At 69.0% G+C, this 14,350-nt stretch carries 12 protein-coding genes; 6 read left to right on the plus strand and 6 right to left on the minus strand.

Annotation, left to right across the window (positions count from 1 at the left end):
* The first annotated feature begins 3 nt into the window (after positions 1–3).
* Entirely contained in the window at positions 4–1,170 is a 1,167-nt protein-coding gene (locus NS365_RS09355; protein ID WP_058600014.1) for a glycosyltransferase, read from the plus strand.
* Here the strand turns inward: NS365_RS09355 and NS365_RS09360 are convergent.
* Positions 1,109–2,434 carry a PIG-L family deacetylase gene (locus tag NS365_RS09360; protein WP_058600015.1) on the minus strand — a complete coding sequence of 442 codons (1,326 nt, stop codon included), beginning with the start codon at positions 2,432–2,434 and terminating at the stop codon, positions 1,109–1,111. The two genes, NS365_RS09355 and NS365_RS09360, sit on opposite strands and share 62 nt — an antisense overlap.
* On the minus strand, positions 2,431–3,675 hold the full coding sequence (locus tag NS365_RS09365) for an acyl-CoA dehydrogenase family protein (RefSeq protein ID WP_058600016.1): 1,245 nt from the start codon (positions 3,673–3,675) through the stop codon (positions 2,431–2,433). Before NS365_RS09365 ends, NS365_RS09360 begins: the two co-directional genes overlap by 4 nt.
* Before the next feature lie 100 nt (positions 3,676–3,775).
* Between NS365_RS09365 and NS365_RS09370 the strand changes: the two genes are divergently transcribed.
* Entirely contained in the window at positions 3,776–4,759 is a 984-nt protein-coding gene (locus tag NS365_RS09370; RefSeq protein WP_153003712.1) for a hypothetical protein, read from the plus strand.
* On the opposite strand, the gene NS365_RS09375 is transcribed toward NS365_RS09370, so the two are convergent.
* Both NS365_RS09375 and NS365_RS09380 read right to left on the minus strand, forming a co-directional pair.
* The gene (locus tag NS365_RS09375) at positions 4,747–5,928 is read right to left on the minus strand and encodes a glycosyltransferase family 4 protein (protein ID WP_058600082.1); all 1,182 of its coding nucleotides are present in this window, start codon (positions 5,926–5,928) and stop codon (positions 4,747–4,749) included. The genes NS365_RS09370 and NS365_RS09375 overlap by 13 nt on opposite strands.
* Positions 5,928–6,968 (minus strand): glycosyltransferase family 4 protein, encoded by a 1,041-nt coding sequence (locus NS365_RS09380; RefSeq protein WP_058600018.1) that lies wholly within the window; start codon positions 6,966–6,968, stop codon positions 5,928–5,930. The genes NS365_RS09375 and NS365_RS09380 overlap by 1 nt, the downstream gene beginning before the upstream one ends.
* Positions 6,969–7,037: 69 nt before the next feature.
* Here NS365_RS09380 and NS365_RS09385 point away from each other — a divergent pair, with 69 nt between their 5' ends.
* Together NS365_RS09385 and NS365_RS09390 are read left to right on the plus strand one after the other, a co-directional pair.
* Positions 7,038–9,116 (plus strand): HAD-IIB family hydrolase, encoded by a 2,079-nt coding sequence (locus tag NS365_RS09385; protein ID WP_058600019.1) that lies wholly within the window; start codon positions 7,038–7,040, stop codon positions 9,114–9,116.
* Positions 9,095–9,961, plus strand: a complete 867-nt coding sequence (locus NS365_RS09390; RefSeq protein ID WP_058600020.1) for a glycosyltransferase family 2 protein — start codon at positions 9,095–9,097, stop codon at positions 9,959–9,961. The genes NS365_RS09385 and NS365_RS09390 overlap by 22 nt, the downstream gene beginning before the upstream one ends.
* 99 nt (positions 9,962–10,060) lie before the next feature.
* Here NS365_RS09390 and NS365_RS09395 read toward each other — a convergent pair whose 3' ends face one another.
* Positions 10,061–11,215 carry a glycosyltransferase gene (locus tag NS365_RS09395; protein WP_058600021.1) on the minus strand — a complete coding sequence of 385 codons (1,155 nt, stop codon included), beginning with the start codon at positions 11,213–11,215 and terminating at the stop codon, positions 10,061–10,063.
* 295 nt (positions 11,216–11,510) lie between these two features.
* Between NS365_RS09395 and NS365_RS09400 the strand changes: the two genes are divergently transcribed.
* Positions 11,511–12,230 (plus strand): response regulator, encoded by a 720-nt coding sequence (locus tag NS365_RS09400; protein ID WP_058600022.1) that lies wholly within the window; start codon positions 11,511–11,513, stop codon positions 12,228–12,230.
* Between the two features lie 3 nt (positions 12,231–12,233).
* Positions 12,234–13,490: an ATP-binding protein gene (locus tag NS365_RS09405; RefSeq protein WP_058600023.1), complete on the plus strand. Its 1,257-nt coding sequence runs from the start codon at positions 12,234–12,236 to the stop codon at positions 13,488–13,490.
* On the opposite strand, the gene NS365_RS09410 is transcribed toward NS365_RS09405, so the two are convergent.
* Positions 13,480–14,190: a hypothetical protein gene (locus NS365_RS09410; protein WP_058600024.1), complete on the minus strand. Its 711-nt coding sequence runs from the start codon at positions 14,188–14,190 to the stop codon at positions 13,480–13,482. The two genes, NS365_RS09405 and NS365_RS09410, sit on opposite strands and share 11 nt — an antisense overlap.
* Positions 14,191–14,350 lie beyond the last annotated feature (160 nt).

Below are 14,350 nucleotides of genomic sequence, written 5' to 3' on the forward strand. Positions count from 1 at the left end.
CGCATGACCGATCTCCAGCCGGTGCAGCCGTTCCGGCTGGAAACGCTTGGGAGCCATGAGGCTCTCACCCGTGTCGCCCTCCATCGGGGCGGCACGTTCGATGGGGCGGGGGCCGTCGCCATTCTTCCCGCGCGGGACGAGGCGGAGCGGATCGACGCCACCTTGCGCGCGCTGATGGCCGAGCTTGCGCCGGGCGAAGGCGTCGTCCTCGTGGTCAATGGTTCGACCGACGACACGCTGGCGCGCGCGCTGGCCCTGTTCGAAGCCGGCGACGCACCGTTTCTCCTTCTCGACGTGAACTGGCAGCCCGGCCGAGGCTCGGCCCCGCTCGCCCGGCGTCTGGCGCTGGACCTCGCCTTCGAACTGTCGCCACACGCCCATCTCTTCTCGATCGACGCCGATACCGTGGTTCAGCCCGGCTGGCGCGCGGCCTACGAAGCGGAATTCACCGGCGGCGCGGCGCTCGTCTGCGGGGCCATCGGCTTCGACCCGGCGGAAGCCGCGCTCCTGCCGCCGACCGACGAGGCGGCGGAAACGGTGCTGCGCGAATACCGCGCCGCTTCGCGCGAGATCGACGCCCGGCTCGACCCCGATCCGCTCAATCCTTGGCCGCATCACGGCAATATCGGCGGCGCGAATTTCGGCCTGCGCGCGGGTGTCTATGGTGCGGTCGGCGGCCTGCCCGTCACCAGCTTCGGCGAGGACCGCGCGCTCTTGCGCCGCGTGCGCGCGCTCGGGCTGCCCGTGCGGTTCAGCGAGGGACCGCTGGTCTGGACCTCCTGCCGGCTCGACGGCCGGGCGCGGGGCGGCCTGTCGGACGAGCTGAAGCGCTCGCGCAACGAGGCCGACCCATTGGTGGACGAAGCGCTGGAGCCGGCCGACGTGCTGGAGCGCCGCATCCGCGCGCGGCTGGCTTTCTCACGGGCCGGCTCGGCGCAAGCGCGCGGAGACGTTCTGTCGGCGCTCGGCCTGACCGAGGCCGAGATCGAGGCTGTCGAAGTAGAAGCCACGCCCGGCGAAGCCTGGACCCTCGTGGAAGAACTCAGTCCCTTGTTGAAGCGCGAGCGCCTGCGGCGCTCGCAGCTGGCCACTGAGCTGCCCGCTCTTCTCAAGCTTCTCCAGGCGGTGCGCGAAAGCGCAGCAAGTCCAGCCGGTAGCGATCCCGCCTGATCGAGCGCTCCAGCGTCAGCTTTTCGGCCGCGACCATGCGCAGGAAGTCCGCCGCGTCGTCGCCCGACAGCGGCGTGTCGGTGGGGCCGAGATAGTTGACCAGAAGCAGTCCCGCGCCCGGCCGCGACTTGCGGCAGGCGCGAGAGAGCAGCGTCTCGATCTCCGGCTCGGTCAGGAAATAGAGCATTTCCGAGAGGACGAGCAGGTCGAAAGGCAGATCGGGGAAGTCGTCCGGCATTCGCCCGACATGGAACTCCAGCCGTCCCGGCGCGCCATGGCGCGCGTTCGCGCGCGCGACGATGTTGGGGTCGAGGTCGAAGCCGGTGACCGCAGAGAAGCGGGTGGCGAGCGCGGCCGAGAGATGACCCTCGCCGCAGCCGATCTCGATGGCTTGGCCCCGCCAGTCGTCGCCGAGGAAATGGATCACGTCCTCGCGCTTCTCGATCTCGTAGGCGCTGTCGCGCGCGCCCCAGGGGTCGTTGTCGCCGCGATAGAGCGTCTCGAAATGCTCCGCACCCGGCGGCGTACCCGGCCTCATGTGCCAGAACACACATTCGAACGGGCCTTGATGATGCCGCAGGAACCAGTCGGGCAGGGCGAAGCCTTCCGGGGCGTCCGTCACGATGCCCCCCATCTGGGTTTCATGCCGGGCGATGGCGCGCGCCTTTTCCACGATCGGCGTCTCCACGCGGAACGGATGCAACCCCTCGACATCCACCTCCTTGTCCTCGGGGTGACGCAGCGACCAGACGGGATAGGACAGAAGCCGGATATGGGGGCGCAGCCGATGCACGGCCTCCGCCAGGAGCGCGGCGGCTTCATGGTCCGGGTGCGGGTCGAAAAGCACGGTGGAGGCGAGCGCCGTCGCGCCTGTTCGGTCGCAGAGCGCCGCGACCTTTTCCGCCGCGCCCGCGAAATCGTCGTGCCAGCGGGATGCGCCGTCGGGGAGGGCGAGGCGCAGCATCTCGGCGGTTTCGCAGCCCAGTTCCGCCATGGCGAGCGCCTGTTCCTCGCGCCGGCGCGCGGCCAGGCGTTCGGGCGGCCATTCGGCCGAGCCCCGATGCGAGCCCTCGCCATCGGTCAGCGCGACGAGGCCAACCGCGCGTCCCGCCTGCGCGGCGGCCAGAAGCAGGCCGGACGCGCCGAGTGCCTCGTCGTCCGGGTGCGGCGCAATGACCACCAGCCCGCCCGCGCCGATCAGGAGCAGCGGGTCCACGACGGGGGCCACATCGTGGCGGGCGCACCAGTCGCCGTAGCGGCTCATCCGAAAATCTCCGGCAGTCGCGCCGCCAGCCGGCGCGCATGATCCAACAGCGCGGCATCCGGATTGGCCTGCCGCAGATAGGTTGATAGGTCGCGGATCGGGCGCGCCAAGGGATGGTCTTCCGCAAAGGCCGAAAGTCCGAGGCCGCGTTCGGCCAGCGCGATCACGGCCAGCCCCGCCGATTCCACCCGCAGCCGCGCGAAAACCGCGAGCGAGGCGGCAAGCTCGGCCTCCTCTCCGCCCTCCACCGCGCGCGCCGCCGCCTCGACCTGAAGCCGCGCGTCCCGCGCCGCCAGAATGGCTTCGCCGACCCGCGCGCTCTGGAGCGGGTGATCGAGCCGCCCCGTCTCGCGCAGACCATCCGCCAGCCCGCGCACGATCCGCTCGATCGCGCCGAGCTGCACCGCCGCGCAACGCCAGATGCCGCCCATGAAGAAGGGCTCGCGGCGATAGTCGTCCGGCCCGCCGAGACGCGCCGAGACGGGAATCTCTAGGCCGTCGAACCGGAACGTGCCCGAGCGCGAGGCGCGCATTCCGCGCATATTCCAGCTGGAGAAGTCCAGGCGGGAGGGCTCGTCCACATCGATCAGGAGAAGCTGAAGCCGCCCGTCCGCCTCCGTCACCGGAACCAGCGCCAGCGAAACCCAGCCGAGGCCGGAGGCGTAGCGCTTCGCCCCGGTCAGCCGCAGGCGGTCGCCCTCGATAGGCTCGACCGCAAAGGGCGGACTGCCATCCGCACCCCAGACGCCAAGCAGCGCGCCGCGCTCGACCCGTGCCCGCACCATCGCCTTCTGATCCGCCCGGCCGAACAGCGCAACGAGTTGCAGCGCGTTGGCATGGCCCTCGAACAGACGACCGAGGCTGAGATCGACGCTGCCGAGCGCCACGAAGAAGGGCAGCGAGCGCGCGGCCGGGTAGGCATAGGCAAAGCCTGACCCTTCGGGGCGCATGGGCGCGGCGAGGCAACCATGCCGGCGCAGGGCCTCCAGTTCGGCCGTGAGATCGGCCTCGTGCCCGTCCGCCCGCGCGGCGGCGAGAAGCGCGATCTCCGCGAGCGCGCGGAAGGATCCGTCGATGATCTCGCTCGAAAGCTCTTCCATGGCCGTGAACTCATCTGGTTGGCGCTGACGTCGGATGTCGCGCGTCTCGTGATGGACGGGCGAGGTGCCGTCACTGTCTCCGTTTCCCGGAGCCGTGTGCCGGCGCTCGGCGCCCGCGCGGTTGGAGGCGCTGGTCGACACGGAGTTTGGATCGCTCAAGAAACCTTCGGACAGCCACCGCGATGGACAGCGCCTCACCATGAGCTAGATGCCGCACGGCAATCGCATAGGACTCATTTGGATGGCCGGGAAACGACATTCGGAGCACCGGGCGGGCGTTTCGCGCTGTTTCCTGTGCGGCGCACGGCTTTGGGACGCGGCCGGGCGCGATCTGTCCTGGGGCGAGCTGGTGCGTCCTTTCGCGTTCGCCTGCGGGTCCTGCGGGCTCTTGGTGGATGATCCGGCGGCCGGCGCACCAAGCCTCGCGCATCTCGGCCGGGCGCTGAAGCCGGGGCTCATCGCGTGTGAGCCCGACGCGACCTACGGGTTTGATGCCTATACGCTACGCTCGGCTGCCACGCTGCACGGGCTCTGGGCCGAGCCGATGGGCGAAGCGCAGGCCGAGGCGCTGCGCCAACCCCATTCGCCGCTCCCCGGCGCGGCGCATTTGCGCGCGCTCACCGACGGGCCGTCCGCACCGATCAGCCTCGCCATCCTCTGCCGCGCGGCCGAGCGCGAGGCCGCGCTGGGCTTGGCCCAAACCGCCCGCCTCTGGTGCGACGATGTGGTGATCCTGCTCGATGGCGAAGGGGCGGGGGAGGACGGCCCCGGCTTACGCCTGCGCCATCGTCCGCTCGCCGGCCATTTCGCTGCCCAGCGCAACGCCGCGCAGGACATGGCGCGCCATGAGTGGGTGCTGCAACTCGACGCCGACGAGACGCTGGAGGAGGGCGTGGCCGAGGCGCTGCCCTATCTCCTGGGGGCGGCCGGGCCAGATGTGGTCTCGATCGGCCTGCGGCGCGCCAATCGCGTGGACGGCGTCCTGTCCGACCTCTTTCCCGACACGCAATATCGGCTGAACCGGCGCTTCGTGCGCTACGAGAACCCCGTGCACGAGCGTCCGGCACGCCCCTGGCAGCGGAGCCTTCTGTTTCTGGGCGGCGGCATCCGGCATCATCTCGGGCGCGCCCATGTGGAAGCACGCTCCCACCGCTACGAGGCGATGAACCCCGGCGGCGGGCGCTTGTTCGAAGAGAGCGAGCTTCTGCGCCCCTACGAGGCCTGACGGGCCTTGGCGTAGAGCGCCAATGTTTCCCGGCCCAGCGTGTCGCGGTTGAAGCGACCGGCGGCTTTCAGAGCCGCCGCGCGCAGCGACTGGCGGGTCTCGTCGTTGGTCAGGATCGGGCGGATGGCGTCGGCCAGCGCCGCGCCGGTGTCGCTCGCCGCCATCAGGCCCGCGCCCGTATCGCCCACGAACTCGCGCCCACTCGCATCCAGCGCGTTGGCGACCATCGGCCGGCCATAGGCGATGCCCTCCTGATAGACGAGGCCGAAGCTCTCGTAGCGCGAAGGGGCCAGAACCGCGTGCGCCCCGGCATATTCCACCGCCAGCGCCTCTTCCTGCATCCGCCCCAGCGCCTTGACGCGCCGGCGCGCCGGCTCGGGCAGATCGGCCGGGACATCGCCCTCCGGCACGCCGACGAGGCGCACTTCGAAGTCCGGGATCGCGCCGCGATCGACCTCCGCGCCGAGGATCGCGGCCGCTTCCATGATCATGTCGAAGCCCTTGCGATGCTCCGCCCGGCCGACGAAAAGAAGCCGCAGCGGCTCGCCCGACCTGGCCTCGGGATAGGCGGCGGCCTTCGCCCGCGCCAGCGTGCCGGGCGGCAGGCTGAGGCCCACCACCGCATGGGGCTGGAGGCCGGTGAGGCCGTATTCCGCCGTGATGCGGCGGGCATGTTCGCCCGTGTTCGAGATGAGCCCGGCGCTCCCCTTGGCCTGCCGGATTTCCAGCCGGTCGGCCGCCCAGCCGTCGATCCGGTCCCGAGCGCTGGTGGCGGGGTCGCGCGAGAAGGCGGCGGGCGTCGAGTTGCGCGTGACCAGCGCGAAGTCGTGCCGCCCGGTCAGAAGCGCGGCCGGGGCGTACCAGTTGGTCGCCTCCACCACGTCGAAGGGCCGGGCGGCATGTTCGGCGAGAACCGCGCGGCGAAAGGCGAGCGGGGCGGCCAGATGCCCCGCGCCGCCATAGAGCCGCAGACGCCCGAGACCGCTCGCCTTGTCGATGGCGCAGCCGACGATGGACACCCCGCCCGCCGTCTCGCGCCCCGTGCGGTCGAGCGTGAAGAGCGTGACGTCGCAGCCGGCCTGAACGAGGCTTTCGGCGATCTCGCGGGCCGCCGTGGACAGGCCGCTCGGCGAAGGCGGATAGTCCCAGGCGAGGAGGGCGGTTCGCATCATTGGGCGAGAAGCCTTTCATAGAGTTCGACATAGCGCTGGGCCATGTGGCGGCTGGTGAACCGCTCCTCGAAGCGTCGGCGCACGCCCGCCCTGTCGATTGTGCCGATCCGCTTGAGCGCGTCCACCGCTTCCGCTTCGCTCTCCACCACGAATCCCGTGACGCCGTCTTCCACGATCTCGGCGACGCTGCCGCGCTTCCAGGCGATGACGGGCGTGCCGCAGGCCATGGCCTCGATCATCACCAGGCCAAAGGGCTCCGGCCAGTCGATCGGAAAGAGCAGCGCTTCCGCGCCGCCGAGGAGCGTGTTCTTGGCGGCGTCATCCACCGGGCCGACATATTCGGCAGTTGTCGACAGGAGCGGGCGCACCTCGCGCTCGAAGTAAAGCGGGTTGCCGACATCCACCGTGCCCGCGAGCCGGATGGATCGCCCAGCGGCCTTCGCGACGCGGATGGCCGTGTCGGGGCGTTTCTGGTCCGTCATGCGGCCGATAAAGGCGAGATAGCGCCCCGGCGCGGTCTGGGGCGTGTAGCGCGATCCGTCGATCCCGTGATGCACGACGCCGGCGCGGTTCGCCTCCGGGATGCCGCTTTCCTGCGCGGACGAGATGGCGGCGACCGGCAGATCGGGAAAGGCAGCGAAGAACAATTGTCGATCCAGCTCGTCCACCCGCCAGTGAATGGTGGTCAGGCTGTGCTTGCGCCGCTCGCCCAGAAGCGCGGCGTGGAAGAATTCGCCGTGACAATGGACGATGTCGAAGGACCCGAGATGCCGGCGCAGATGCTCCATCTGCACCGCCTCCAGAACCGCCGGAATAGAGGGAGGAACTTGGCCATATTGAGTCTCCAGCGCCTGAAGACTCGGTAGGGAACCGATGATCGGGCCATTCGTCGCACTGTCGGTTGGCGCGAACAGCGTTACCTCGTGACCAAGACTTCGCAACGCGGCGCTTAATTCTTGGATAATTCTTTCGGTGCCGCCGTGATTGATCGGCGGAACCGGGAAAATGTTAGGCGCGACTTGAGCGATGCGGAGCATTTGGGGACCTGAACAAAACTCTTCCTCGGTCATTATGGGCGAGATGAGGGGTTGGAAAGGGAGACGGTCATGTTCTTGCTTCATGTCGCCCTGCAGGGCTGCCTGCGCGCCGAGAATGTCGCTTATGGTCTGACGGCCGATACGGGGGGCCATATCCGCTATCTGCTCGATCTGGTTCGCGCGTCCTCCACGGCAGGTCCCGTGCGCCGCACGGTGATCGCGACGCGGGGGTTCGTGAGCGAACTGGGGGACGAGTACGCGCCAGCGCCGGTGCGCGAGGAATCCGGCATCGAAATTCTGCGCTTGGCGAGCGCGCGGCCCGATTATCTGCCCAAGGAGGATTTGTGGGCCGAGACGGAAAGCTTCGCTGAAGGTTTGATCGCCTGGATCGAGGCGCAGGACGAGCGCCCTGACCTGATCCATGCCCATTATGCCGATGCCGCCAGCGTCGCCGCCATCGTGGAAGATCGGCTCGGCATTCCCTTCGTCTTTACCGCCCATTCGCTCGGCCGGGTGAAGGCCGAGGTGATGGGCGCGCGCGCCGCCGACGTGCCGCATCTGGACAAGCGCATCGAGATCGAGGAAGCGGCCATCGCGCGCGCCTCGTTGGTCATCGCCTCCTCGCGCGACGAGGCGGAGGTGCAATATGCCGGCTACCGCGAGTACGACCCCGGCCGCATCCGCATTCTGCCGCCCGGCAGCGATCTCGAGCGCTTCGGCGCGGCGACCGCCTGCCCCAAGGTCGAAGCCTCCATCAACCGCTTCCTGAACGAGCCGGACAAGCCGGTGTTGCTGGCCCTGGCACGGCCCGTCGCCAAGAAGAACCTCTGCGCCCTCGTGCGTGCCTATGGCGAAAATGCCGAACTGCGCCAGCGCGCCAATCTCGTGATCATGGCCGGCAACCGGCAGGACCTCTCAAGCCTCGACGGCGAAATGTCCGGCGAAATCCGCGAGATCCTGTGCCTCATCGATCGCTACGATCTCTACGGCCATGTTGCCTATCCCAAGACGCACCGGCCCGACGATGTGGCCGCGATCTACGCCTATGCGCGGGATCGGCGCGGCATCTTCGTCAATCCCGCCCTCAACGAGCCCTTCGGCCTGACGCTGCTGGAAGCCTCGGCGGTCGGCCTGCCGCTGGTGGCCACCGACAGCGGCGGCCCGAACGACATCATCGAGATGTGCGGCAATGGCGAGCTGGTGGACCCGCAATCCACGCAGGCCATCGCCGAAGGGGCGCTGCGCATTCTGCGCGACCCCGCATTGTGGGATCGCTATGCGGCGGCGGGCGCCAAGGCTGTCGCGGCCTATGACTGGAGCCGGCACGCCGCGCGCTATCATGAGCTGGTGCAGTCTCTGCTGGCCCGCCGGCAGGCGTCCAGCGCCAGGGTCGAACAGCTACTGATCTGCGATATCGACAACACGCTAGTCGGCTGCGACATCGGCGTGCAGCGTTTCACGCAATGGCGCAGCGAGCAGGACGCCCTGGTTTTCGGGGTCGCCACCGGCCGCTCGTTCCACAGCGCCATGTCGATTCTGGAGCAGCGCAACGCGCCGCGCCCGCAGGTGATGATCACATCGGTCGGCTCGGAAATCTATCATCTCGACAGCAACGGAACGACTTATACCGCCGATCCGGACTGGCGTGACACCGTGCGCCGGGGCTGGAACCGCCAAGCGGTCCATCTCGCCCTGCGCGGGCTGCCGGGCCTCGTGCCGCAGGCCGCGCTGGAACAGCGGGCTTTCAAGCTCTCCTATTTCAGCGATGGCGACCGCGAGATCACGTCTCGCGTGCGCGAGCGACTGGAACTGGCGGGCCTGCGCTGCTCGGTGATCCATAGCCACGGGCGCTATCTCGATATCCTGCCCGTGCGCGCCTCCAAGGGCACGGCGGTGGACTTCGTGCGCCGGCGCTATGGCCTGCCCGAAAACGCGGTCTTCGTCGCCGGGGATTCCGGCAACGACATCGAGATGCTGCGCACGATCCCGCAGGCGATCATCGTCGCCAATTTCTCCGACGATCTGGCGAGCCTGCCGTCGCTGAAGCATTCCTATGTCGCGAGCGCCACTTATGCGCGCGGTGTCATCGAAGGCGTTCTCCACTTCCGCAACAAGGCGCGCGCGGCATGGCCATCATCAGTGCTCTGACGCTGGTTCGCGGCCGCGAGCGCCATCTCGCCAACCTTATGAAGAGCCTCGCGCTTCAAACGCAAAGGCCCGACGAACTCGTCATCGCCTGGATGCAGGCGGAGCCGCACGGCAACCTGCCCGAGATCGGGATGCCCGTGCGCCATGTCTTCGTGCCGGGCGATCCGATGCCGCTCGCGGCCGCGCGCAATCGCGCGGCCGAGGCGGCTCGGGGCGAGGTGCTGGTGTTTCTCGACGTGGACTGCATCGCAGGCCCGGACCTCGTGGCCGCCTATGGCGCGGCGGCCGGGGAGCGAGACGGATTGTTTCTCGGCGAGGTTCTGTATTTGCCGGATGGTGCGGTGGGCGAGGCGATCGACTACGCCGCGCTCGACCGGATCGGACAGGCGCACCCGTCCAAGCCCGCCATGCCCGACACAGGCGTGCGCGAGGAGCCCGACTCGGGCGAACTCTGGGGCCTGTCCTTCGCGCTGCGTCGCGAGCGCTATCTGGCGCTCGGCGGCATGGACGAGAGCTTTCATGGCTATGGCGGCGAAGAGACCGATTTCGCCGCGCGCGCGGGCGCATCCGGCCTTCGGTTCTATTGGACGGCGGGTGCGCGGGCCTATCACCAGCACCATCCCGTCCATGTGCCGCCGCTCCACCAGTTCGACCATATCCTGCGCAACGCCGCGCGCTTTCGCGACAAGCACGGGCGCTGGTGCATGGATTACTGGCTCGGCCAGTTCCGGGATCAGGGCCTGATCGGCTGGAGCGAAAGCGCCGAGCGGATCGAACTGCACCGCCGCCCCGAGCCGCAGGAAATTGCCTCAGCGCTTCAGCCGGGCGAGCGTTTGTTCAGCTGAGGCGCTCTCAACTCGCAGCATCCTGCCCTTTGCGGGCGTCTCGCGGCGGGCCTTCTATCGTTCCGCCGCGAGAATTCGAGTATCTGACAATGCGCGGGATCAGCCGGCGACGACGCTCAGCGCCGGTGCGGCGCTTGTCTTGGCATCTGCCTCCGTAGCCCCGGCCCAAAGCTCGTCGCAGAGCCCTTCCAACCAGCCGGCAGCCTTGCGGGCGGCCTCCGCGTCGTAGAGCGAGGCGATGGCCTGCGTCTCCAACCCGCGCGCGCGCTCCAGCAGCGCCTGCCAGCCGATGAGGTCGCCCGGCCAGGCCGGCGCGCTGACCGCCGCGCCGAGCCGCACCAAGGCTTCGGCCTTGCGGGTCTGCTCGCCGAAATAGCGCCATTCCGGCATCACCACCAAGGGGCGGCCGACCCGCGCGATCTCATGCACCGTGTTGTCGCCCGCCGAGGCGATCACGATATCGGCGGCGGCCAGATAATCGGTGACGCCGCGCACCCAGCCGAGCTCCTGGCAATTGCTGAAATCCGTCTCATGCCCTTCGCGGTGCGTCGGGCCGAGCACCAGCCAGAGCGCGTCCGGCGCGGCGCGGGCGGCGACCGTGAGCGGGGCATAGGGTGTCCCGCTGCCCCCGCCGCCCGTCAGCACCACGACGATCTCGTGGGTCGGATCGAGGCCGAGCTTGGCGCGCGCCTCGGCCTTGCCCGGCACGGCATCCAGCGTCGTGCACAGGCCGCCGGAATAGAAGGTCTTGGCGCGCAGGCGCGCGGGATAGTCGTCCTGCTCCATGCGCTCGTCGAAGGGCGCGAGCATCCCGACGGCCGCCTCGTAGGCGCCGACATGGCCGATATCCCCCCGGTCGCCATGCATTCTGATCTGGATCGAGGGCACGCTCGCCGCGCGCGCCAGGAGGCCGATCTCGCAGGAGACATCCACCACGAAGAGTCCGGTGTCGCGGTCGTCCAGATGGTCGAGGATGGTGCGCATGGTCCGGCGCATTTCCGACACGCCGAGCGGCACGCAATGCATCACGCTCGGCGTCGGCTCGGCATAGAGGCGGGGCGTCGGCACGCCTGCGCCGATCATGTTGGGCAGGGGCACGATCTCGATGTCGCGCCCGAACCCGTCGAACAGATGCGGCCCCGCCGTCAGCACCGAGACCGGCCGGTCCTTCGCAAATTCCGACACGAGCGCCATGGTGCGGTTGGCGTGTCCACGCCCCTGATGATGCACGAAGAAGGAGATGGGTTTCTTCAAGGGGGTGCCGAGCTCCGGGGAGGGGTGCGGATGGCCGCAGGGACGGGGGCATATCGGCCGCATCCGCAAAATGACGAGTCCGGGGATCGGTAGGCGGGACGTGACCGGGCGCGTGCCATCGTCGCGGCGAGGGCAAAAGTGGCGTTTGCCGGGCTGCGACGCGGGGGAGCGTTGCGCGGGCGGATTGTCGCGCGTCACGCCGCCAGCAAGGTTTCGCAACAAAAAGATCCGTTCCGCCACGGCCAAACCGCGCTAACGAGAGCGCGGGACGGCCTCCAAAGCGAAGGCAAGGCGGATGAGCTTGGGCATCAAACTTCTGGTGGTGGACGACGACGCCGAAATCCGGCACCTGCTCGGGCGCTATCTGGAAGATCAGGGCTTCGAGATCCGGCTGGCGGCGGATCGGCGCGATTGCGAAAGCCGGTTGGCCGCCGAGACGTTCGATCTCGTGGTGCTCGACGTCATGCTGCCGGATGGCTCGGGGCTCGATCTCTGCCGCGAGGTGAAGGACCGAACGCCGGACCTTGCCATCATTCTGCTCACCGCGTTGAAGGAAGACATCGACCGCATTATCGGGCTGGAGCTGGGGGCCGACGATTATCTGGTGAAGCCCTTCAACCCGCGCGAACTCGTGGCCCGCATTCGCGCCGTGCTCCGGCGCGGTGGTCGCGTGAGCGAGGCGGTGGCTCCCGCGCCGCGCTACCGTTTCGAGAGCTTCCATCTCGACACCGCGACACGCCGCGTGCGCGACGAGGGTTCGGGGCAGGACATTGATCTGACGGGCGCGGAGTTCGATCTTCTGGTGATCTTTCTGGAGCGACCTGGCCGCGTCCTGTCGCGCGACATGCTGATGGACCTCCTGCATGGGCGCAGCGCCACCGATCCGTTCGATCGCACGATCGACGTCACCATGAGCCGGCTTCGCAAGAAGATCGGCGACAACGGGGTGTTTCGCCTGTTCAAGACGGTGCGCAACGGCGGATACCAGTTCGCGGCCCCGGTCGAGAAGGTCTGAGCCATGGTGTCGCTGCGCAACCGGCTGGCGCTGCTTCTCGTCGGGGCGATCGTCGGCGTCGTGGTTCTGGCGGCGGTTGTGACCTTCCAGATTCTGGACCAAGACGACTCCGCCGATTTCGAAGGCATGTTCGCCGAAAGCGTGTCGCTGGCTCTGCGCGTCGCCGAAGGCTCAGGCGCGAAGGCGCGGGCAGCGGGCATCGAGACCGGCCCGGAGCCACGTGCCAGCGAAGTTCACGAAGAACCGAGCGCCAAACTTATCCAGCGGCTTCGGGCCGAAGGGACGGATATGGACGTGCGTGTCGTCTCCAGCGAGGACGGCCGGCACTTCCGCATCGCCGTGCCGCTCCGCGACGGGACATGGATGTTCCTGCACTATCCCGGCCTGCCGCCATCGCCCATCGGCCCGCTCGTCTCCTATCTCTCGCTTGTGACGCTCGGCGCGATCGCCGTGGCTCTGATGGCCGCGCGGCGGATCACCGGACCCTTGCGCGTTCTGGAACAGGCCGCCGCCTCGGTGCGCCCGGACGGAACGCTGGCCCCGCTCACGCCCAAAGGGCCGGCGGAACTGCGCGCGACGGCCGAGGCGCTGAACCGCCTGTCGGAGCGGGTCCGCTCGGCGACCGAGAGCCGAATGCGCCTCGTGGCCGCCGCCGGCCATGATCTTCGCACGCCGATGACGCGCCTGCGCCTTCGCGCCGAGTTCCTGCCCGAGGCGGAGCGCGAAGCGTGGTTGAGGGATCTGGGCGAACTCGACGCCATCGCCGACAGCGCCATCCGCCTCGTGCGCGAGGAAGTCTCCTCCGACCCGCCCGAGCCCGTGGCGCTGCCGGCGCTGCTGGGCGAAATCGCGGGGGAACTCGGCGCGATCGGGCGCCTGGTGCGGTTCGAGGGCGGCGCGGCGAGCGGGTTCGTGAGGGGGCAGCGCCTCGCGCTCAAACGCGCCTTCAGCAATCTCATCGACAATGCCGCGACGCATGGCGGGGGCGCGGTGCTGCGCCTTGAGGGCACGGGCGAGGCTTGGCGCGTCGTGGTCGAGGATCGCGGGCCGGGCATCCCGGCCGAGCTTCTGGCGCGCGTGTTCGAGCCCTTCTTCCGGGTCGATGCGGGACGGCGCAAGACCCATGGTGGCGCAGGGCTCGGCCTTGCCATCGCGCATGAAATCCTCGAGCGGCACGGCGGCACGATCCGCATCGAGAACCGCGAGGGTGGCGGCCTGCGGCAGGTGGTGAACCTCCCCCGCTTCGAGCCTACCAGTTGACGAGGCGGGCCAAGCTTCCGGCAGCAGCGTGGCCCGTGTCCCACGCGGCGGAAAGCGAGCGGGTGAGAAGGCCAGGCGCGGCTTCGGCCGGCTGCCATGCGGGACGAGCGGGGCCTTGCGTCTCGGCATCGGCCACGATCTCGCGGGCTGACGCTTCGAGATCGGCGAGGCGCGTGCGGGCCGGCGTCGCCGGGCGACGCGCGGCCTTCGCGATGCTGCGATGCAGCAGCGGATCGCGGGACTCGCAGGCCGGCGCGCATTGGTCGAACAGAAGCACACCGTCCTTCCGCGCTGCGTCGAAGCTCGCCAGACGAACCGGCGGGGAGGTGCGCGCGGCGGCGGGCTTGGCTTCGGCCTCAGCCTGCATCTCTGCGACCGGCCCGAACACACGGGCGGGAACCGGCAGCCGCGCCTCGCGCACGGGTTTGCTCACGCTGGCGGTCATTATGGGCGTCGTCTCAGTGTCGCTGGCCCTCATGACTCCGGTGCCAAGCCCCGGCAGCACCATGGCCTCTCGCTGGGGCTCGCTCTGCGCGGCTTCCTCGGCAAAGCCCGGCCATACCGCATCGCCCAGTCCGAGATCGATATGGGACGCGGCATTCAGCGCGATCATGACCGAGCCCGACAGAAGCGCCTGACCGGCAAAGCGCCGGGCAAGACGGGTCAGAGGGTGAAAGCTGCGGGTCGTCGCTGAAGCCATGTCCGATCGTCCTTGTGGGTCGAACGGAATCTGCGCTCTTTGGGAGACACCAGTGGGGCCGCTTCGTTACGTTTTGTGACCGAGATTTCCGAAATGTTGCGGAGCTTGTCGGGGGCGTACCGCCGCCCGGAACCCGGCAAACGTTTGTTCGGGCGCGACT

Source organism: Aureimonas ureilytica (assembly GCF_001475935.1).
In the GTDB taxonomy this organism is placed as follows: Bacteria; Pseudomonadota; Alphaproteobacteria; order Rhizobiales; family Rhizobiaceae; genus Aureimonas; species Aureimonas ureilytica_A.